The 19,930-nt window shown below is 67.9% G+C and carries 19 protein-coding genes and 1 tRNA gene; 11 read left to right on the plus strand and 9 right to left on the minus strand.

Annotation, left to right across the window (positions count from 1 at the left end; all coding sequences use genetic code 11):
• The first annotated feature begins 356 nt into the window (after positions 1-356).
• Positions 357-2,102, plus strand: a complete 1,746-nt coding sequence (locus ACZ0AE_RS03655) for a S8 family peptidase (protein ID WP_038690355.1) — start codon at positions 357-359, stop codon at positions 2,100-2,102.
• 299 nt (positions 2,103-2,401) lie between these two features.
• On the opposite strand, the gene ACZ0AE_RS03660 is transcribed toward ACZ0AE_RS03655, so the two are convergent.
• From ACZ0AE_RS03660 to wrbA, 4 genes are all read right to left on the minus strand, one after another.
• Positions 2,402-3,316, minus strand: a complete 915-nt coding sequence (locus ACZ0AE_RS03660; RefSeq protein ID WP_463600333.1) for an IS110 family RNA-guided transposase — start codon at positions 3,314-3,316, stop codon at positions 2,402-2,404.
• A 625-nt stretch (positions 3,317-3,941) separates the two neighbouring features.
• Positions 3,942-4,427: an asparaginase domain-containing protein gene (locus tag ACZ0AE_RS03665; RefSeq protein WP_038690351.1), complete on the minus strand. Its 486-nt coding sequence runs from the start codon at positions 4,425-4,427 to the stop codon at positions 3,942-3,944.
• A 103-nt stretch (positions 4,428-4,530) separates the two neighbouring features.
• The gene (locus ACZ0AE_RS03670; protein WP_128095670.1) at positions 4,531-4,866 is read right to left on the minus strand and encodes a DUF2069 domain-containing protein; all 336 of its coding nucleotides are present in this window, start codon (positions 4,864-4,866) and stop codon (positions 4,531-4,533) included.
• The gene (gene wrbA / locus ACZ0AE_RS03675) at positions 4,863-5,453 is read right to left on the minus strand and encodes an NAD(P)H:quinone oxidoreductase (protein ID WP_038690347.1); all 591 of its coding nucleotides are present in this window, start codon (positions 5,451-5,453) and stop codon (positions 4,863-4,865) included. Before wrbA ends, ACZ0AE_RS03670 begins: the two co-directional genes overlap by 4 nt.
• Before the next feature lie 83 nt (positions 5,454-5,536).
• Between wrbA and ACZ0AE_RS03680 the strand changes: the two genes are divergently transcribed.
• A complete protein-coding gene (locus ACZ0AE_RS03680; protein WP_038690345.1) occupies positions 5,537-6,811 on the plus strand; it encodes a YihY family inner membrane protein in 1,275 nt (424 codons plus the stop codon).
• Entirely contained in the window at positions 6,808-7,377 is a 570-nt protein-coding gene (locus tag ACZ0AE_RS03685) for a TlpA family protein disulfide reductase (protein ID WP_463600428.1), read from the plus strand. Before ACZ0AE_RS03680 ends, ACZ0AE_RS03685 begins: the two co-directional genes overlap by 4 nt.
• 296 nt (positions 7,378-7,673) lie before the next feature.
• On the opposite strand, the gene ppk2 is transcribed toward ACZ0AE_RS03685, so the two are convergent.
• Genes ppk2 through hemA form a run of 5 tightly spaced genes read right to left on the minus strand, consistent with a single transcriptional unit; the run spans position 7,674 to position 12,912 of the window.
• The gene (gene ppk2 / locus ACZ0AE_RS03690) at positions 7,674-8,453 is read right to left on the minus strand and encodes a polyphosphate kinase 2 (RefSeq protein WP_463600429.1); all 780 of its coding nucleotides are present in this window, start codon (positions 8,451-8,453) and stop codon (positions 7,674-7,676) included.
• A 50-nt stretch (positions 8,454-8,503) separates the two neighbouring features.
• Positions 8,504-8,842: a hypothetical protein gene (locus ACZ0AE_RS03695; RefSeq protein ID WP_463600430.1), complete on the minus strand. Its 339-nt coding sequence runs from the start codon at positions 8,840-8,842 to the stop codon at positions 8,504-8,506.
• Positions 8,843-8,865: 23 nt separating this feature from the next.
• Entirely contained in the window at positions 8,866-10,563 is a 1,698-nt protein-coding gene (locus ACZ0AE_RS03700) for an O-linked N-acetylglucosamine transferase, SPINDLY family protein (protein WP_463600431.1), read from the minus strand.
• Positions 10,564-10,565: 2 nt separating this feature from the next.
• Positions 10,566-11,651: a peptide chain release factor 1 gene (gene prfA / locus ACZ0AE_RS03705; RefSeq protein ID WP_038690336.1), complete on the minus strand. Its 1,086-nt coding sequence runs from the start codon at positions 11,649-11,651 to the stop codon at positions 10,566-10,568.
• On the minus strand, positions 11,629-12,912 hold the full coding sequence (gene hemA / locus ACZ0AE_RS03710; protein ID WP_463600432.1) for a glutamyl-tRNA reductase: 1,284 nt from the start codon (positions 12,910-12,912) through the stop codon (positions 11,629-11,631). Before hemA ends, prfA begins: the two co-directional genes overlap by 23 nt.
• 64 nt (positions 12,913-12,976) lie before the next feature.
• On the opposite strand from hemA, the gene ACZ0AE_RS03715 reads away from it, so the two are divergent.
• The 8 genes from ACZ0AE_RS03715 to ychF all read left to right on the plus strand — a co-directional run bounded on the left by ACZ0AE_RS03715 (position 12,977) and on the right by ychF (position 19,906).
• Positions 12,977-14,674, plus strand: coding sequence for a tetratricopeptide repeat protein (locus ACZ0AE_RS03715; RefSeq protein ID WP_038690332.1), 1,698 nt, complete (start codon positions 12,977-12,979; stop codon positions 14,672-14,674).
• Positions 14,671-15,333, plus strand: coding sequence for a lipoprotein insertase outer membrane protein LolB (gene lolB, locus ACZ0AE_RS03720; RefSeq protein WP_447592067.1), 663 nt, complete (start codon positions 14,671-14,673; stop codon positions 15,331-15,333). The genes ACZ0AE_RS03715 and lolB overlap by 4 nt, the downstream gene beginning before the upstream one ends.
• Positions 15,330-16,199 (plus strand): 4-(cytidine 5'-diphospho)-2-C-methyl-D-erythritol kinase, encoded by an 870-nt coding sequence (gene ispE / locus ACZ0AE_RS03725; protein ID WP_463600433.1) that lies wholly within the window; start codon positions 15,330-15,332, stop codon positions 16,197-16,199. The genes lolB and ispE overlap by 4 nt, the downstream gene beginning before the upstream one ends.
• A gap of 9 nt (positions 16,200-16,208) precedes the next feature.
• A tRNA-Gln gene (locus tag ACZ0AE_RS03730) sits at positions 16,209-16,285 on the plus strand.
• A gap of 133 nt (positions 16,286-16,418) precedes the next feature.
• Positions 16,419-17,378, plus strand: a complete 960-nt coding sequence (locus tag ACZ0AE_RS03735) for a ribose-phosphate diphosphokinase (RefSeq protein WP_038692467.1) — start codon at positions 16,419-16,421, stop codon at positions 17,376-17,378.
• A gap of 109 nt (positions 17,379-17,487) precedes the next feature.
• Positions 17,488-18,102, plus strand: a complete 615-nt coding sequence (locus ACZ0AE_RS03740; RefSeq protein ID WP_038690326.1) for a 50S ribosomal protein L25/general stress protein Ctc — start codon at positions 17,488-17,490, stop codon at positions 18,100-18,102.
• A gap of 81 nt (positions 18,103-18,183) precedes the next feature.
• Positions 18,184-18,762 (plus strand): aminoacyl-tRNA hydrolase, encoded by a 579-nt coding sequence (gene pth / locus ACZ0AE_RS03745; RefSeq protein WP_463600434.1) that lies wholly within the window; start codon positions 18,184-18,186, stop codon positions 18,760-18,762.
• Between the two features lie 52 nt (positions 18,763-18,814).
• Positions 18,815-19,906, plus strand: coding sequence for a redox-regulated ATPase YchF (ychF, locus tag ACZ0AE_RS03750; RefSeq protein WP_038690322.1), 1,092 nt, complete (start codon positions 18,815-18,817; stop codon positions 19,904-19,906).
• Positions 19,907-19,930: the final 24 nt, after the last annotated feature.

Raw genomic sequence — 19,930 nt, forward strand, 5'->3', positions numbered from 1 at the left:
AGCGGTGGCAGCGCCGCGCAGGCCCCGTTGCGCAAGGCTTGTCCGCCGTTTTCCGATGCAGACAGCCGAAACAGACATTCGATGGCGCGATGTGACCGGTCGGAAGGCGCCAAGTTCCTTCACTTTCACAAACCTTCGACACGAAAAGTCTCAGATCCGACATTTCATGTCGCTGAAGTGCGGCTGAAACATTGTTGAACCCGCAGCGACCCACTAGGTTCGCGATGGGCGGTTTGATTTCAGGGGAACCGATCCAACAACCGGTCTCGATCCGCGCCATCGCGTTCAACAGCCCCCGGGTCGGGACTGGAAATTCAGCCGCGTTCGCGGCATCCACAGTCTGAAAGGGAAATCCGATGTCTCATGATTCGCAACCCCGTTTGCGTCAGCGTGCATTGGTTGTACTCGGCGCGTCCGTCCTGTCCACCCTGCTGCTGGCCGCCCCGGCATTCGCCGGCGATGTGCAGCTGAGCGGCTTGTCGTCGGCACCGACGCACCAGCGTTTCATCGTCAAATACAAGGATGGCGCCAACCTGGTCGCCACCCCGACCGCACTGGCCAGCTCGTTGAAGGCGGCGGCCTCGGCCGTACCGGCTGCGCAGGGTCGCGCGCTGGGCCTGCAGAAGCTGCGCCAGCTGGCCATTGGGCCGACCGTGGTCAAGGCCGACCGTCCGCTGGATGCGGCCGAGTCGGAACTGCTGATGCGCCGCCTGGCGGCCGACCCGAACGTGGAATACGTCGAAGTCGATCAGCTGATGCACGCCACCCTGGTGCCCAACGACGCGCGCCTGTCCGAACAGTGGGGCTTCGGCACCAGCAACGCCTCGATCAACGTGCGCCCGGCATGGGACAAGGCCACCGGTACCGGCGTGGTGGTGGCGGTGATCGACACCGGCATCACCAATCATCCGGACCTCAACGCCAACATCCTGCCCGGCTATGACTTCATCAGCGACGCGGCGATGGCGCGCGATGGTGGCGGCCGTGACAACAACGCGAACGATGAAGGCGACTGGTACGCCGCCAACGAGTGCGGCTCGGGCATTCCGGCGTCGAACTCGAGCTGGCACGGTACCCACGTGGCCGGCACCATCGCGGCGGTGACCAACAACAGCACCGGCGTGGCCGGTACGGCATTCAACGCGAAGGTTGTGCCAGTGCGTGTGCTCGGCAAGTGCGGCGGTTACACCTCCGACATCGCCGATGCGATCGTGTGGGCCTCCGGCGGCACGGTCAGTGGCGTGCCGGCCAATGCCAACCCGGCCGAAGTGATCAACATGTCGCTGGGCGGCGGTGGCACCTGCTCGACCACCTACCAGAACGCGATCAACGGCGCGGTGTCGCGCGGCACCACGGTGGTGGTAGCGGCGGGCAACAGCAACACCAACGTGTCTTCGTCGGTGCCGGCCAACTGCGCGAACGTGATCGCGGTGGCGGCCACGACGTCGGCCGGTGCGCGCGCGAGTTTCTCCAACTACGGTGCGGGCATCGATGTTTCGGCCCCGGGCCAGGCGATCCTGTCCACGCTCAACAGCGGCACGACGGTGCCGGGCACGGCGTCCTACGCGTCCTACAACGGGACGTCGATGGCGGCGCCGCACGTGGCCGGCGTGGTGGCGCTGGTGCAGTCGGTGGCACCGACGGCGTTGACGCCGGCGGCGATCGAGACGTTGCTGAAGAACACGGCACGGGCATTGCCGGGCGCATGCAGCGGCGGGTGCGGCGCGGGCATTGTGGACGCCGATGCGGCGGTCACGGCGGCGCTGGGCGGGACCAATCCGAACCCGGGCACGGGGACGGTGCTGCAGAACAATGTGCCGGTGAGCGGTCTGGGCGCGGCCAGCGGGGCATCGCTGTCCTATACGGTGGTGGTGCCGTCGGGCCGTTCGCAGCTGAAGGTGAGCATCGCCGGTGGCAGTGGTGATGCGGATCTGTATGTGCGTTCGGGCAGCGCGCCGACCGACACGGTGTACAACTGCCGTCCGTACCTGAGCGGCAACAACGAGACCTGCACGATCACTTCACCGGCGGCCGGTACCTGGCACGTGCGGGTGAAGGGCTATTCGACCTTCTCCGGGGTCACTCTGACCGCGCAGTACTGAGCCCAGATCCCTCTCCAATGGGCACGCCCCGGCTTCGGTCGGGGCGTTTTTTTTTGGGGGGATTTTTTTTTAGAAGCTGAAAGCCGAAGCCAGAGCCAGGGCTTGAGCCGAAGCAGGATCAACGGCCGGGCGTTTGTGCCTGCGCTGGCTTGGCCGGGTACGGGTGGGTTGGCGGGACACGCCGCAAGTACGTCCGTGTAGCAACTGTGTTGCTGGAGGAGGCTTCGGCCCCTCCAGCAGACGGGCACGGTAGTGCCGGCCGCTGGCCGGCAGCCGTTGGAGATGTGCCCGGGCGCGCTTCAGGCGGGGATCGGTCCGCTTTGAGCGTCGCGCACGCGGGCGTTGAGGATCACCAGCATCTTTCGCATTACCGCCACGATGGCTACTTTGGCCTCCTTGCCGCGGGCCCGTAGCGACCGGTAAAAGTCCCGTATGCGCGGTTCGTGCTGCAGGGCTGACATGCCGGCCATGTAAAGCACCTGACGGATCTCGGCTCGACCGCCGTGGATGCTTCGTTTTCCACGCATCGTCCCGCTGTCGTGGGACATCGGCGCCACGCCCACCAGGCTGGCGATGGCCTTTCCACTGATATGGCCCAGCTCAGGCAGGTAGCTGGCCAGCACCGCCTGTACCACCGGCCCCACGCCCTTCATCGACTTCAGAACCGTGAGCTGGGGCTGTTGAGCGAGCTGCTCGGCAATCTGCTTTCCCAGGCGTTTGACCAGTGTCTTCAGGTGGGTGATGTTGGCCTGCAAAAGCCGGCGCAGTTCACGATCACCCACCATTTCCTGCTGCTGTCGCGCGACGGCCAAGGCCTGGATCATCTGTCGACGTGCCCGCACAAACTCCCGCAGTTTCTGCTGCCAAGGCTCCAACGGCTGATAGGCCGGCAGCTTCACCAGCGTGGCCATCTGTGCCAATGCATAGGCATCCAAGCGGTCGGTCTTGGCCCTCTGGCCCAGCCCCTGAGCAAGCTTCCGCGCCCGCAAGGCATTGGCCCGAACCACCGGATGACCGGCCTTGTGCAGAAAATCCAGCACAGGCTGTTCGTAGCCACCGGTGGCCTCCAGCACGATCTGGTTACTCGGGCGCTGCCTCAGCCAGAGGTCCAATTCAGCGAAACCGGAGGGGTCATTGCTGACCTGCAGGGTTTGGCCGTCGGAGGTTCCAACATCCAGCCGGCGCTTGCTTACATCAATCCCGATCCCGTTCATCGCCCGACTCCGTATAGTCTGGAAGGGTCGAGAGCTCCCCCGCTTGCCCAGTCTTATCGCTTCGAGTGACAGCTCCAGCAACTGTTCGGGCGGATCAAGGGAGATTCCGGCGTGGGCGCCAAGCTACACGGCGATCGTCGAGATCCAGGCTCACACGGCGGCCCACGCCGGCTCTCGACACCTAAACTGCCAGATTCCGATCAGATAAGGCTCGTGAGCGCCATCCATGGCGCCCAACGGTCCCGCCAACCCACCCGTACCCAGCCTTTGACAGTGTGCTGGTACGCAACGAAGAAGCGGCATCTTAGAGCGCAGACGTGTTGCTCTGCTCTGTGCTGCTCTGTGCTGCTTTGGCCTTGCCCAGGCCACCGACTGACTATCTGGGGTGGGGGTGTGTGAGTTCGCGGGACCGTTGGGCGCCATGGGTCCGGCGCATGCGCCGGACGGGTTGGGCAGGACGCCCAACCCCGGTCTTGCCGTTTGTGCAGGACTGCACAAACGAGCGAGGCGCTCACGAGCCTCCAGGGATGGATTTACGGCGTGTCCCGCGGACTCACACACCCCCACCCAGCCAGGTGCGGCTGGGAATGCAGCTTTTAGAGGCGCAAGCCGATCAGGCTTTTTCTCAGGCTTCTTCGAACCGGTTCGCTGCGACGTTCTTGCGCACGTGCTCCGGGTTCCAGATGCGGCCGTTCATGGCGATGTACACGCCGCTGGCCAGCGACTGCACTGCGCCGATCGCGCAGCCGATGTTGAACTCTGCGTCTGAACCACGGAAGCGGGCCGGGCTCAGTGCGCCGGTCATCACGATCGTCTTGTCGGCGATGCTCCGCAGCACCTGGCCGGTCTGCACCATCGAATCGGTGCCGTGCGTCACCAGCACGTGGCGGGTCGGCTGCGCGGCGATGGTCGCGCGGATCAGCTCGCGGTCCTCATCGGTGATGTGCAGCGAATCCTTGCGCAGGATCGGAATCACATTGAAACGGAACGTCACGCCCAGCTCGCGCAGGATCATCCCGATCTGCGGATCGCCGATCTGGTAGTCCGACTTGTCGTCGAAGTAGATCTTGTCGATCGTGCCACCGGTGGTGATGATCAGTAGTTCGTCCATTGCAGGCTTCCTGGATAGCGGTCAGAACCGTGCGGGCAGCCCGCGCCGGGATGCAGATGATACGACCGCCAGCGCCGCCCCGCAGCCGCAGGCCGCCAACCGGTCAGCGTTTCCCGAAGCGGCGGCGCAGCCCCGGGCCACTGCCCACCCCGATCACCGCCAGCGCCAGCAGCAGCTCCGCCCATGCCCAGCCGGCTGTTTCCGGGTGGCTCCAGGCGCTCATCACCCCGTGGCTGAACCAGAACAGCGCCAGCACCCCCGCCCAGAAGGCCGCCTTCCCGCGCCGCAACCATACCCCCAGCGCCAGCAGCAGCGGCGGCAGGGTGAACACCAGTTGCGTGGCCAGCCAGTGCCGGTCCTGCGCGAACCACAGCGCGTACACCGCCGCCAACGCCACCAGCAGCAGCGCCAGGATGGCGTCCTGCGCGCGGCCGTTCATGCCAGCCGCCGCGCGATGTCGGCCACGCGCCGGCCCAGCGCGCGCGCCAGGATCGCCTCATCTTCGCTCGGTACCGGGTTGTCGTCGGCCCCTGCAACGTGGCTGGCGCCGTACGGCGTACCGCCGGTAGTGGTGTGGCTCAGCGCCGGCTCGGTGAACGGAATGCCGACGATCAGGCAGCCGTGGTGCAGCAGCGGCACCTGCATCGACAGCAGGGTCGATTCCTGGCCACCGTGCAACGACGCCGTCGAGGTGAACACCGCGGCCGGCTTGCCGACCAGCGTGCCATTGACCCATTCGGCGCCCAGCCCATCCAGGAAATGCTTCACCGGCGCGGCCATGTTGCCGAAACGGGTCGGGCTGCCCAGGATCAGGCCGTCGCACTCGGCCAGATCGCCGATGTCCACGTAGGGCGCGCCATCCTCGGGTACCGGCGGGCGGGCAGTCTGCGTCACCGCCGCCACCGGCGGCACCGTGCGCAGCCGCGCGCTCATGCCCGGCACCTCGCCGATGCCCCGTGCGATCTGGCGGGCCAGCCGGGCCACCGAACCACCGCGGCTGTAGTAGAGCACCAGTATTTCCGCCATCGCGCGTCATCTCATCCGGACCAGCGGCCAGTATGGCGATGCGATGCAGTCCCGCACACCCCTCTTCGGGTACCCTTGCGCCGATGGAACCCCTCGACACCGTGAACCTCTGGATGGAGCGCGTGCGCGATCGCAAGCGTGCCGCCAGCTTCGGCCGCTTCCTCTGGCGGCGCTTCCTGGACGACCGCCTGTTCCAGGCCGCGGCCTCGCTGGCCTACACCACCGTGTTCGCGCTGGTGCCGCTGGCCATCGTGGTATTCGGCGTGCTGTCGGCGTTCCCGGTGTTCGACCGCTGGAGCGACCAGCTCAGCGACTACGTGTTCTCCAACTTCGTGCCCAACGCCGCGCGCGCTGCCGAAGGCTACCTGCGCCAGTTCTCGGCCAGCGCCGGCCAGCTCACCGCCGCCGGTTTCATCGCGCTGGTGGTGTCGCTGCTGATCACCCTCAACAGCGTGGAAGAAACCTTCAACCAGATCTGGCGCGTGGGCTCCACCCGGCCCAAGCTGACCCGCTTCCTGGTCTACTGGACCGTGCTGACCCTCGGCGCGATGTTGGCTGCCGCCTCGCTGGCGGTATCGGCGCGGGTGTTCGCGCTGCCCCTGTTCGGCACCAGCGAAGGCCGCTGGCTGGCCAATTTCTCGCTGACCGTGGCGCCGATCCTGATCGAGTTCGTCTGCATCACGCTGGTCTACCGGGTGGTGCCGCACCACACGGTGAAGTGGCGGCATGCCATTCCCGGCGCGATCCTGGCCGCGGTGATGCTGGAACTGGTGAAGTGGGGCATGGGCGCCTACCTGGGCAGTTTCCAGTCCTACCAGAAGCTCTATGGCACCGTCGCCTTCGTGCCGATCCTGCTGCTGTGGATCTACCTGTGCTGGGTGTCGGTGCTGCTGGGGGCCTCGCTGGCGTCCTCGATCGCCGCCTTCCGCTACCAGCCGGCCGAGCTGCGCCTGCCCACCGGCTACGAGATCTATGGCCTGCTGCGCCTGATCGGGCGGTTCCAGCAGGCCCGGGCCGAAGGCCACAGCCTGGACGATGACGAGATCCTGCGGCTGGAGCCCATGCTCACCGATTCGCTGCTGCAGACCATGTTGTGCGATCTGGAGGCCATCCGCGTGGTACGGCGCGACGAGCGCGGCGAATGGCTGCTGGCGCGCGACCTGGACAAGCTCACCCTGTCTGACCTGTACGAGACCACGCAGATGCGCATTCCGGTACGCGAAGCCTACCTGCCGTACCGCGACGACAGTCTGGGCCAGGCCTCCGTACTGGCGCTGGATGCCTTGCGGCTGCCACTGCGCGAACTGCTCAAGCGCCGCGTCAGCGATATCTATTCGACCCCCGGAGATACACCATGACCGCCAAGCCCCTGCTGCTGGCCGTGGGCCTGCTGGCCCTGGCCGCCTGCAACAAGCCCGCGCAACCGGATGCCACCGCGCCCGCCCCCGCCACGCCTCCTGCCGCCGTCGCAGAGCCGGCCACGCCGGCGGCCGGTGAGGTCGCGCCGACCGATCGCAAGACCGTCGAACGACCCACCCTGACGTTGCCGGCCCTGGATGGCAGCACCTATGACCTGGCCGCACATCGCGGCAAGTGGGTGGTGGTCAATTTCTGGGCCACCTGGTGCGCGCCGTGCCGCAAGGAGATGCCGGAGCTGTCGGCGCTGCACGCAATGCGCACGGAGATCGAGGTGGTCGGCCTGGCGTACGAGGACATCGAGCCGGCCGAGATGACGGCGTTTCTTGAAAAGCGCCCGGTGACCTATCCCATCGTCATCGTGGACACCTACAACCCGCCCGAGGATTTCGCCATCCCGCGCGGCCTGCCGTTGACCTACCTGATCGCGCCCGATGGCAAGGTCGCCAAGGAGTTCCTCGGCCCGGTCACCGCGCACGACATCGAAGCGCGCATCAAGGAAGGCTGAGCCGTAGAGCCGGGCTCTGCCGCGCCGCGGGGTACGTACGCGCCATGACGTTGAACGCATCGCCATGCGCCCATGACGTGCCGCACCCCACGTAGAGCCGGGCTCTGCCCGGCTGCTTTCCAAGACGGTACGCCTGCAGCAGGTGTCCGCGGCGCTCCTGTGAAGCTGCCGGGCAGAGCCCGGCACTACGTTTCGTCGCCATGCGGCAGGTCCCGGATGCATGGCGATGCGTTGATCTCACGGCGCCTGGTCACCACGCGGCGCGGCAGAGCCCGGCTCTACGTGGGGGCGCGGCGTTACGGGATCTCGAACCCCTCGATCGGCGGCAGCACCCCGAACTGCTCCTTGTGCAGCTTGCCCTTCAACGGCGGCAGCGCCAGTTCCGGTTCGTCCACGCGGGTATCGGGCAGGCGGTCGAGCAGGTTGCGGATCAGCGCCAGCCGGCCGCGCTTCTGGTCGTTGAAGTCCACCAGCGTCCATGGCGTCTCGTCACGGTGGGTCGCGCGCAGCATCGCTTCGCGCGCGTCGGTGTAGGCGCTGTACTTGCTGCGTGACTCCAGGTCCACCGGCGACAGCTTCCAGCCCTTGAGCGGGTCAATGTGGCGCTCGGCAAACCGCTTTTCCTGCTGCGCCTGGTCCACGCCCAACCAGTACTTGAACAGCAGGATGCCATCGTCCACCAGCAGCTTCTCGACCACCGGCGCCTGGGCCAGGAACGCCTTGTACTCCGGTTCGCTGCAGTAGCCCATCACGTGCTCGACCCCGGCGCGGTTGTACCAGCTGCGGTCCATCAGCACGATTTCGCCGCCGGCCGGCAGGTGCGCGATATAGCGCTGGAAATACCACTGGGTGCTTTCGCGGTCGGTCGGCTTGGGCAGCGCCACCACCTTGCATTGGCGCGGATTGAGGTGCTCGGCGATGGCCTGGATCGCACCGCCCTTGCCGGCGGTATCGCGGCCTTCGAGCAGCACCAGTACGCGTTGCCCGGTGTGCTGCACCCAGCGCGCCATCGCGATCAGCTCCAGCTGCATGGGTTCCAGCAGGGCCTCGTATTCCTTGCGCTTGAGCTTGCCCATCCACGTGCCTCGGTCATCGTCGGGAACCCCGAGCCTAGCGCAGCGAAAGTTCAGCCGTTGTCGGCGTCGCCGGGTAGCGCACGCGGCCGGTGCACGAGGAGGTCGCCCGGCAGCAGGACCACCGGTTCGCCGGCCCTCTGCAGCATGCGGTCTGCCACCGGCTCACCCTCATCGTTGCATTCGACCACGGCAAACGACCCGAACGCGTCGGCCGGCCAGGGAAGCGCCGTGGCCACGGCACGACCATCGATCGCGTGCTGTGCGCACCACTGCAGGCGGGCGATGGCCAGGTCGAGCTCGCACTTCCACGCCAACGCGGCAGGGTCGCCAGCCGTGTCGCGTAGCGCCGCGATCGCTTGTACGCGCTGCTCTTCCAGCAGCGCGAGCACGCGTGGCGATCCCGCGCCGGATGTCACGCTGCTCCCTGCCAACCGCGTTCGCGCGCCAGGTCTTCCACCACCGTGCTGAAGTCACTGGCGAACCCGGCCATGTCGAACAGGCCGCTGTCGCCGCGGCGCAGCGCCAGTTCCGCGCGCAGCGCCTGCAGCGCCGGGGCGTCGTTGCCCAACGCGATGGCGGTGGCTACGAAGGCGCGGTCGTCGGCCACGTTCATGTGTGCCAGCCCCAGGTGATGGTTGAGGCTGCCCGCCACGCGCGAGGCAAACGTCGCCCCGGGGCAGGTCAGCACCGGGCAGCCGGCCCACAGGGCATCGGACGCGGTGGTGTGTGCGTTGTAGGGGTGGGTGTCCAGGAACAGATCCGCATGCTGGTAGCGCGCCAGATAGTCCGGGTGCGGCAGCTTGTGCATGAACACCAGCCGTGCCGGATCCAGCTGCGCCTGGCGCGCCGCGCTGCGCAGTCGCGCATCGGCGTTGCCCGGGCCGGACAGCAGCCACAGCACGCTGCCGGGCACGCCGTGCAGCACCGCGAACAGGCGCTGCACGCTGCGCGGATTGAGCTTGTAGCTGTTGTTGAAGCAGCACAGCACCACGCCCTGTGCCGGCAGCCCGCACGCTTCGCGCGACGGCGGCGCGGCGAGCACGCGGGTGTTGTCCGACGGTTGGAACGCCCGCGGCAGGTACCGCACCAGTTCACTGAACCCGGCCGCCAGCGGCGCGGGCAGCACGAAGGCGTCGGCCAGCACATGGTCGATCCAGTCCGCGCCGGAGGTGCCCGGATAGGCCAGCCAGTTCACCTGGACCGGGGCAGGGCGCATCGCCAGCACCTGCGGGGTACCGCCGCCGCCCCAGCCACGCAGATCGAACAGCACGTCGATGGCGGTGTCACGGATGCGCGTGGCGATCTGCTGGTGCGACTGTGCGCCCACCTCGTGCACTTGCGTGGCGGCCGCCTGCAGGCGTGCCCGGAGGGTGCTGCCATCGTCGCCGGTCAGCGCGAACAGGTGCAGGTCCAGGCGGCCGGCGGCGGCCAGCTGTTCCAGCAGTGCCACGATCAGCAGCCCGGTGGGATGTGCGCCGAAGCCGTTGGACAGAAAGCCCACGCGCAGACGGCCCTGGCGGCGCACCGCGGTCGCCGGCAACGGCGTCACGCTGGCGCGGATGGCCGCCGCGCGCTGCCGCGCGCAGGCCAGTTGTTCGGCGGCGCTGCCGTCTTCACTCAGGAATGCGAACGGCTCAACCGCAGCCTGGCCCTGCGCGACGGCCTGGCGCACCTGCGCCGACAGGCGCTCGATGTTGCGCCAGTCGCACAGCCGACGCTGCCAGTTGAGCAGCTGGGCGGTGATGTAGGGCTCGCCTGGCAGCAGCGTGTGCGCATGCCGGTAGGCGTCGGCGGCGGCCTCCGGCTGGCCGGCATCCTCCAGCGCGTGGCCGAGCCACAGGGCGATTCCGGGGTGTTGGGGTGCGCTGTCGGACGCCTGGCGCAGCAACGCTGCCGCCTCGGCGTGGCGCGCCTGCATCCAGCGTGCACGGCCCAGCCGGGCCAGCGCTTCGGGGTGGTGGTCGCGCAACTGCAGGGCACGCGTGGCGGCGTGCTCGCCGGCTGCTACATCGCCGGCCTCCAGTTCGGCATCGGCCAGCATGACCCAGGCGATGAAATCGGCCGGCTGGCGTTGCACCGCCAGGCGCAGCTGCTGCCGGTCCGCGTTCATGGTCAGGTGCCCGCCGCCAGCTGCGCCAGCTCGTCGGCCTGGTGCTCGTGGATCAGCCGTTCCACCAGCGTGTCCAGCTCGCCGGCGATGATGTTGGGCAGGTCGTACAGGGTCAGCCCTTCCACGCGGTGGTCGGTGATGCGCCCCTGCGGGAAGCTGTAGGTGCGGATGCGCTGGCTGCGGTCGCCGCTGCCCACCTGCAGCCGGCGGCTTTCGGCCGTGGCCGCGGCCTGCTTGCTGCGTTCGGCATCCAGCAGCTGGGCCTTCAGGCGCTTCATCGCCTTGTCGCGGTTGGCATGCTGGCTGCGCTCGGTCTGGCATTCCACCACCACCCCGGAGGGCACGTGGGTGATGCGGATCGCCGATTCGGTCTTGTTGACGTGCTGGCCACCGGCGCCGGACGAGCGGAAGGTATCCACGCGCAGGTCGGCCGGGTTGATCACCACGTCATCCACTTCGTCGGCTTCGGGAATGATCGCCACCGTCGCCGCCGAGGTGTGGATGCGGCCCTGCGATTCGGTGGCCGGCACGCGCTGCACGCGGTGCGTCCCGGACTCGAACTTCAATTTGGAATAGGCCCCGCGGCCAACTACGCGCGCTACGATTTCCTTGTAGCCGCCGTGTTCGCCGGGGCTGTCCGATTCGATCTCCACCTTCCAGCCCTGGCGCTCGGCGTAGCGGGCGTACATGCGGAACAGGTCGCCGGCGAAGATCGCGGCCTCATCGCCCCCGGTACCGGCCCGCACTTCCAGGAACAGGTTGCCGTCGTCGCGCGGGTCGCGCGGCACCAGCAGCAGCGCCAGTTCCTGGTCCAGCTGCTGCAGGCGCTGCTGCGCAGCGGTGATTTCTTCTTCGGCCAGCTCGCGCAGGTCCGGGTCGCTGCGCATGGCTTCGGCAGCGGCCAGGTCGGCCAGCGCACGGGCTTCGTCGGCCAGGGCCGTGGCGATGGGCTGCAGCTGCGCGAACTCGCGCGAGTACGCGCGGAAACGATCGTTGTCGTTCACCACGGCCGGGTCGGCAAGCAGGCGTTCCAGTTCTTCGCGGCGTTCGGCCAGCGCTTCCAGCTTACGGCGCAGGGTCGGCGTCATCAGTCTTCACAGCAGGATGTTGGTAGCCCGGCTTGGCCGGGAACAGGCGCTCGGCGGCGCGGGTCAGCTCAGTATCGCCGCTCAGCGCAGCGGCGCGCAGCGCGGCGGTGGGCGGGTGCAGCAGGCGGTTGGTCAGGCCATGGGCCAGCAGTTCCAGCACTTCGTCCGGTGATTTGCCGTGGGCCAGCTGCTGGCGGGCCTTCTCCAGCATTTCCACGCGGGTCGCTTCGCCGTACGCGCGCAGTTGCCGCAGCGGCGCCTGGTGGGCGCTGGCCTGCAGGGTTTCCACGAAGCGGGCCACCTGCAGTTCGATGATCGCTTCGGCTTCGGCAGCGGCCTCGCGGCGGCTGCGGCGGTTGTCTTCCACCGCCCGTTCCAGATCGTCCACGGTATACAGGAACGCATCGGGCAGCTCGCCCACGCCCGCCTCGATATCGCGCGGCACGGCCAGGTCGAACAGCAGCATCGGCTTGTGCTTGCGGGCCTTCAGCGCGGCGGCCACATGCGCGCGGGCAATCACCGGCTCGCGTGCGGCGGTGGCCGAAAACACCACGTCGGCCTCGCCCAAGTGGCGCTCCAGTTCGGTCAGCGGCAGGGCCACGCCGCCATGTCGGCTGGCCAGTTCCTGGGCGTGGGCCAGCGTGCGGTTGGCCACCAGCAGGCGGCGCACCTTGCCTTCGCTCAGGTGGCGGGCGGCCAGTTCGATGGTTTCGCCGGCGCCCACCAGCAGCACGGTGGAATCTTCCAGCCGCGCGAACGAGTTCTGGGCCAGGCGCACCGCGGTGGAGGCCACCGAGATCGGGTTGGCGCCCACGCGGGTATCGGTACGCGCGCGCTTGGCCACCGAGAAGGTCTGCTGGAACAGCCGGTCCAGGCGTTGGCCCAGCAGGCCGTGGTCACGCGCGATGGCCCAGGCGTCCTTGACCTGGCCCAGGATCTGCGGCTCGCCCAGCACCATCGAGTCCAGCCCGGTGGCCACGCGGAACAGGTGGCGCACCGCGTCGGCGTCGGCGTGCTGGTAGAGGTAGCCGTGCAGCTGCCCGGCGTGGGATTCCAGCCACTGCGCCAGCGCGTCACCGGACTCGGCCACGGCGTACAGCTCGGTGCGGTTGCAGGTGGACAGCAGCACGGCCTCGGCCACCTGCGGGGTATCGCGCAGCGACGCCAATGCCTGGGGCAGGGCGTCGCCGCCAAAGGACGCGCGTTCGCGCAGTTCCACTGGCGCGGTCTGGTGATTCAGTCCGAGCACCCACAGGGTCATTGTTCAGTTGCTTGCGATAAGCTGCTGGCCATTCAAGTCGTCATTTTAAGGCCAGAAGCCCCCGATGCCCGCATTGATTCGCATCTCCAGCGTTCTGTTGCTGTCCTTGTCCGTCGCCAACGCCCTGGCGGCGGCGCCGCCGGCCCCCGCTGCAGCCCCGGCAGCCAAGGCCACAGCGGCCCAGACCGCGCCGTTGACCCCGGTCATGGCCGGTGAGTTCGCCCTGCAGGCCGGCAAGCTCGGCGACGCCGCGCGTTGGTACCTGGAGGCCGCCGAGGCCGGCACCGACGACGCCGGGCTGGCCGAGCGCGCCACCCGCATCTCCATGCTGGCCGACGACGACAAGCGTGCCGCCCGGGCGCTGGCGCTATGGGAGGCCCGCGCCCCGCGCAGCCTGGCCATGCGCAGCGCCGCCGCCGCGCTGGACATGCGCCAGGCCGATATCGCCGGCGCGCGCACCGAACTGGGGGCGCTGCTGAAGGACCCGGACCCGCGCGGCTGGAAGTTCGCCATCGCCGCGCTGATCGGCGGCGGGCGCGACCCCGCCGTGCCGGCCCAGGTGCTGGGCGGGCTGGTGGACGACAACGCGATTCCCGATCAACTGGAGGTCTGGCAGGAGCTGGGCCGCCTGGCCATGCGCATGGAGCGCCCGGACCTGGCCAAGCGGATGGTCGATGAAGTGGTCAAACGCTTCCCGAACGAACCGCGCGTGGCGCTGTTGAATGCCAGCCAGCTGGCCCAGGCCGGCAAGCAGGAGGACGCGCTGGCGCTGCTGCGCGGGGTCGAGCCCAAGAGCCGGCAAGACCCGGAACTGCGCAACGCGCTGGCCATCGCCTATGACAGCCTCGGCGATCCGCGCTCGGCCGCGCGCGTGCTGGCCGTCGGACCGCAGGACGTGCAGACCTGGGGCATGCGTGCCTCGCTGCTGGCCAAGCAGAAGGACGACGCGGGCCTGCTGCTGCTCTACAAGGACCTGTCGGCCAAGGCCGCCAAGCCCGACCCCGCCCAGCGCCTGCTGCTGGGCAAGATCGCCGAGTACCTCAAGCGCCCGGCCGAAGCGGTGGACTGGTACCACAGCGTGCCCGGGGGCGAGGAGCTGCCGGAAGCGCGCCTGCGTGCCGCCAACGCCCAGTACGACGCGGGCCGCCCGGACAAGGCGTTCGCCGAAGTGCATGCCATCCAGTCCGACGCCACCGTCGACGACGAAGCCCGGCGCGATGCCTACCTGCTGGAGGCCGAACTGCGCCAGCGCGGCGACGACCTGCCCGGTGAGCTGGACGCCCTGGCCCGTGGCCTGGCGGCGTACCCGGATGAGAACGCGCTGCTGTATGCCCGCGCCCTGGCCTGGGAGCGCCGCGACGATGTGCCGCGCGCCGAAGCCGACCTGCGCAAGATCCTGGTGACCGACCCGGAGAACGTGGCCGCGCTCAATGCGCTGGGCTACACCCTGGCCGACCGCACCCAGCGCTACCAGGAAGCGCTGGAGCTGATCGACCGCGCCCGCGTTGCCGAGCCGGACAACGCGGCCATCGTCGACAGCTACGGCTGGGTGCTGTATCGCCTGGGCCGCAACGAAGAAGCGCTGGTGCAGCTGCGCCGCGCCTGGACCCTGAGCAAGGACGCCGAGGTCGCCGCACACGTCGGCGAGGTGCTCTGGGTGCTGGGCCGCAAGGACGAGGCACGGCGTTTCCTCGACGAGGCACGCAAACTGGACCCTGACAACCGCGCCCTGCAGCGCGTGATCGAGAAATACGGCGTATGACGTTGAACCTGTTCAAGGCCGGCGCCGCGCTGGCGATGGCCGCATCCTTGTCGGCCTGCGTGTCGCTGGACGAGCGCAAGGCCCCGGCCGCGCCCACCGTGGTGACCACCGTGTCGGCCGAGGCCGAGCAAGCCGAGGCATCCCGCGTGGCCGCCGTCCGCGCGCAGCCGCAGTGGAGCTTCCAGGGCCGCGTCGCGGTCAACAAGGGGCGCAACGGCGGCAACGGCCGCATCGACTGGCAGCAGGATGCGCGTCGCTACGTGGTGGAGCTAAGTGCACCGGTCACCCGCCAGAGCTGGAAGCTGACCGGCGACAGCCATCACGAAGGCGGGCGCCTGGAAGGCCTGGAGGGCGGTCCGCGTGAAGGCGAGGACGCCCAGCAGGTGCTGCTGGAGGCGACCGGCTGGGACATCCCGGTCAACCAGCTGCCCGACTGGGTGCGGGGCCTGGTCGCCGATGACACCGGCGCCGCCGAGCGCGTTGAGCGCGACGGCGACGGCCGGCCGCGTCGGGTCGAGCAAATGGGCTGGCAGATCCAGTACCTGGACTGGTACCCGGCCGAGGGTGACCGCCCGGTGCTGCCGCGGCGGATCGAAGCGACCAGCGGCGACGCCAAAGTGCGCGTGGTCGTCGACAGCTGGACACTCGGCCGTCCATGAGCGCTCCGGACCTGAACGCGGGCTGGTCGCAGTGGCCGGCCCCGGCCAAGCTCAATCTGTTCCTGAACATCACCGGCCGCCGGCCCGATGGCTACCACCAGCTGCAGACCGTGTTCGCGCTGCTGGCGTGGGGCGACCAGATCCGGCTGCGCGTGCGTGAAGACGGCCAGGTGCGCCGCGATGGCCCCTCGCTGGCGGGCGTGGCCGAGGCCGATGACCTGGCGGTGCGTGCCGCGCTGTTGCTCAAACGTACCGCCAATGTCGCCCAAGGTGCGGATATCGGCGTGGAAAAGCACATTCCGGCCGGCGGTGGATTCGGCGGCGGGTCGTCCGATGCCGCCACGGTGCTGGTGGGCTTGAACCGCCTCTGGAACGCCGGCCTGGACGTCGATGCGCTGGCCGCGTTGGGGCTGCAGCTGGGCGCGGATGTGCCGGTTTTCGTCCGGGGACACAACGCCTGGGCCGACGGGGTGGGCGAGCAGCTCACCCCGATTGCCCTCGCGCCGGCCTGGTATGTGGTCGCCGATCCGGGGGTGCACGCCCCGACCGCCGGACTTTTTGCAGATCCGCATTTGACGCGCGACGCCCCAGTGGCGAAAATAGCGGACTTCGCTTCCGGGTCTTTGCTCGGGAATGCGTTCGAGCCGGTACTGCGCCGTCGCGAACCTGCCGTAGAGGCAGCGTTTGCAGCGTTGAGCAGGATCGGCCGGGCACGACTCACCGGGTCGGGAAGCGGTTGTTTCGTCGCCTTCGCCACGCGCGCTGCTGCAGAGCAGGGCCTGGCGCAGTTGCCGGAAGAACTGCGGGCATGGGTGGCTGCGGGCGTGGAGCGCTCGCCACTGCTTGATGTACTCGAGCGTTATTGATTTTGATGCAGGGGCGTCGCCAAGAGGCCCAAGGCACCAGGTTTTGATCCTGGCATTCGGAGGTTCGAATCCTCCCGCCCCTGCCACTTGCGGATGTCAGCCGCGTTCCCATGCGCATGCCTGCGCGGGCACGGCCGATGATCCGCGGTGTTGTCACCGCAGACACTCCAGGGTGCCGGCGGCCGAGTTCTCCAATCGCTCCCGCCCGAGACCGTCATGATGCAAGATCACCCCAACCTGCTGGTATTTTCCGGCAACGCCAACAAGCGCCTTGCGCAGAGCATCTGCAAGGAACTGGGGGTGCGACCGGGCAAGGCGTTGGTGTCGCGCTTCTCCGACGGTGAAGTCCAGGTCGAGATCGAGGAAAACGTCCGCAAGCAGGACGTGTTCGTGATCCAGCCGACCTGCGCGCCGAGCGCCGAGAACCTGATGGAGCTGCTGGTGCTGATCGATGCGCTCAAGCGCGCCTCGGTCAACAGTGTTACCGCGGTGGTGCCGTACTTCGGCTACTCGCGCCAGGATCGCCGCATGCGCTCCTCGCGCGTGCCGATCACCGCCAAGGTGGCCGCCAAGATGTTCAGTGCCGTGGGCGCCGACCGGGTGCTGACGGTGGATCTGCATGCCGACCAGATCCAGGGCTTCTTCGACATGCCGGTCGACAACGTATATGCCTCGCCGCTGCTGCTCGCCGATATCTGGCGCGCCTACGGCACGGAAAACCTGATCGTGGTGTCCCCGGACGTGGGCGGCGTGGTGCGCGCACGTGCGGTGGCCAAGCGGCTTGACGATGCGGACCTGGCGATCATCGACAAGCGCCGTCCGCGCGCCAACGTCTCCACCGTGATGAACATCATCGGTGACGTCGAAGGCAAGACCTGCGTGATGGTCGATGACATCGTCGATACCGCCGGCACCCTGTGTGCGGCTGCCGCGGCGCTGAAGGCGCGTGGCGCCCTCAAGGTGGCCGCGTACTGCACCCACGCCGTGCTCTCGGGCCCGGCGGTGGACAACATCAACAACTCCCAGCTCGATGAGCTGGTGGTGACCGACACCATCCCGCTGCGTGAAGAGGCGCGGGTGTGCAGCAAGATCCGCCAGCTCAGCGTGGCGGAAATGCTGGCCGAAACGATGCGCCGCATCGCCTTCGGCGAGTCGGTCAGCTCGCTGTACGTGGACTGATTATTTTTCCGCCCGCCGGCAACGGTGGGCGGGCCCCGGGTACGTCTGGTCGCGGACGTGCCCTTCATCGCCAAGCCATCCGGCAAGGCACCAACTGGTAGTCAATACAATGTCCAAGACCCATGAAATCAAGGTCACCGCTCGTGACGTGCAGGGCAAGGGTGCGAGCCGCCGCCTGCGTCACGCCGGCGTGATCCCGGCCGTCGTCTACGGCGGCGACGCCGCTCCGATCAACATCAACCTGGACCACAACGCCACCTGGCTTGCCCAGCAGAACGAGTGGTTCTACTCGTCGATCCTGGACCTGAACCTGGATGGCCAGATCACCAAGGTCCTGCTGCGTGACATGCAGCGCCACCCGTTCAAGCAGCTGATCATCCACCTGGATTTCCTGCGCGTGAACGAGAACGAAGCGCTGACCGCCAACGTCCCGCTGCACTTCATCAACGAAGACACCTCGCCGGCTGGCAAGGCTGCCGACGTCGTGGTCACCCACGAACTGAAGGAAGTGACCGTGTCCTGCCTGCCGAAGGACCTGCCGGAGTCGATCGACGTCGACCTGGCCGACCTGAAGGCTGGCGATGTGATCTACCTGTCGGACATCAAGCTGCCGAAGGGCGTCGAGATCCCGGCCCTGGCCCAGGGCAAGGACCATGACGACGCGATCGTCACCGCCAAGCTCGGCAAGGAAGAAGCTGCCGACGAAGCGCCGGCTGCAGAGTAAGTGATTGCGGCGCCTGTCCTTCGGGGCAGGCGCCGTTTCTGTATGTGCCGGCACAGGGCCGGTACCGACGAAAGAAGAGTGATGACAGGATTGCGATTGATCGTTGGTCTGGGCAATCCCGGACCCGAGCACGCCCAGACCCGGCACAATGCCGGGTTTCGTTTCATTGACGCCCTGGTTGAACAGGCCGGCGCGCGCTGGAGCGTGGACAGCAAGCTGTTCGGCGAGACCACCAAGGTCGACATCGCCGGGCACTCGGTGTGGCTGCTCAAGCCCGCCACCTTCATGAACCTCAGTGGCAAATCGGTCACCGCCGCGCAGCGCTTCTGGAAGATCGAACCGGAAGAAACCCTGCTGGCGCACGACGAACTGGACCTGCCGCCTGGCGTGGCCCGGCTCAAGTTCGACGGTGGACACGGCGGCCAGAATGGCCTGCGCGACACCATCCGCCTGCTCGGCCACGGCAAGTTCCACCGCCTGCGCATCGGCATCGGCCATCCCGGCCACAAGGACCGCGTGGTCCCGTGGGTGCTGGGGCGTGCCAGCAAAGACGATGATGTGCTGATTGGTCGTGCCATCGAAGATGCGATCGACGTGCTGCCGCTGGCGGTATCCGGCGATTACAGTGAGGCGATGAAGCGCCTCCACACCCCGAAATAACCACGGTGTACCGACCAACGGTCGGTACCTACCACCCCAGAGGTTGTCAAAGATGGGTATCAAATGCGGCATCGTCGGTCTGCCCAACGTCGGCAAGTCGACCCTGTTCAATGCGCTGACCAAGGCGGGCATCGCCGCGGCCAACTTCCCGTTCTGCACGATTGAACCGAACGTCGGCATCGTGCCGGTGCCGGATCCGCGCCTGAACGAGCTGGCCGCGATCATCAACCCGCAGAAGGTCATCCCGACCGCGGTCGAGTTCGTCGACATCGCCGGCCTGGTGGCCGGTGCCGCCAGCGGTGAAGGCCTGGGCAACAAGTTCCTGGCCCACATCCGCGAAGTGGATGCGATCACCCACGTGGTGCGCTGCTTCGAAAACGCCGACGTCATCCACGTCAACAACAAGGTCGACCCGCTGTCGGACATCGACACCATCGACACCGAGCTGGCCCTGGCCGACCTGGACAGCGTCGAGAAGGCGCTGAACCGCGCCGAGCGCGCCGCCAAGGGGGGCGACAAGGAAGCGGCGGCACGCAAGCCGGTGCTGGCCAAGCTGCAGGCCGCGCTGGCCGACGGCAAGGCCGGTCGTTCGGCGGGCCTGGACGAGGAAGAGAAGGCGCTGGTCCGCGACCTCTTCCTGCTCACCCTCAAGCCGGTCATGTACATCGCCAACGTGCTGGAAGACGGCTTCGAGAACAACCCGCACCTGGACGCCGTACGCGCCCGCGCTGCCACCGAAGGCGCGCAGGTGGTGCCGGTGTCGGCGGCCATCGAAGAAGAGTTGTCGCAGCTGGACGACGAAGACCGCGACACGTTCCTGGCCGACCTCGGCCTGTCCGAGCCGGGCTTGAACCGCGTGATCTACGCCGCCTACCAGCTGCTGGGTCTGCAGACCTACTTCACCGCAGGCGTGAAGGAAGTCCGTGCCTGGACCGTGCGCAAGGGCGCCACCGCCCCGCAGGCCGCCGCGGTGATCCACACCGACTTCGAGAAGGGCTTCATCCGCGCTGAAACCATCGCCTATGACGACTTCATCAAGTACAAGGGCGAAGCCGGTGCCAAGGAAGCGGGTCGCCTGCGCCTGGAAGGCAAGGAATACCGCGTCCAGGAAGGCGACATCCTGCACTTCCGCTTCAACGTCTGATTCCATCGCACGTTGATGTCGGTA

The organism is Stenotrophomonas sp. AC248 (assembly GCF_979258185.1).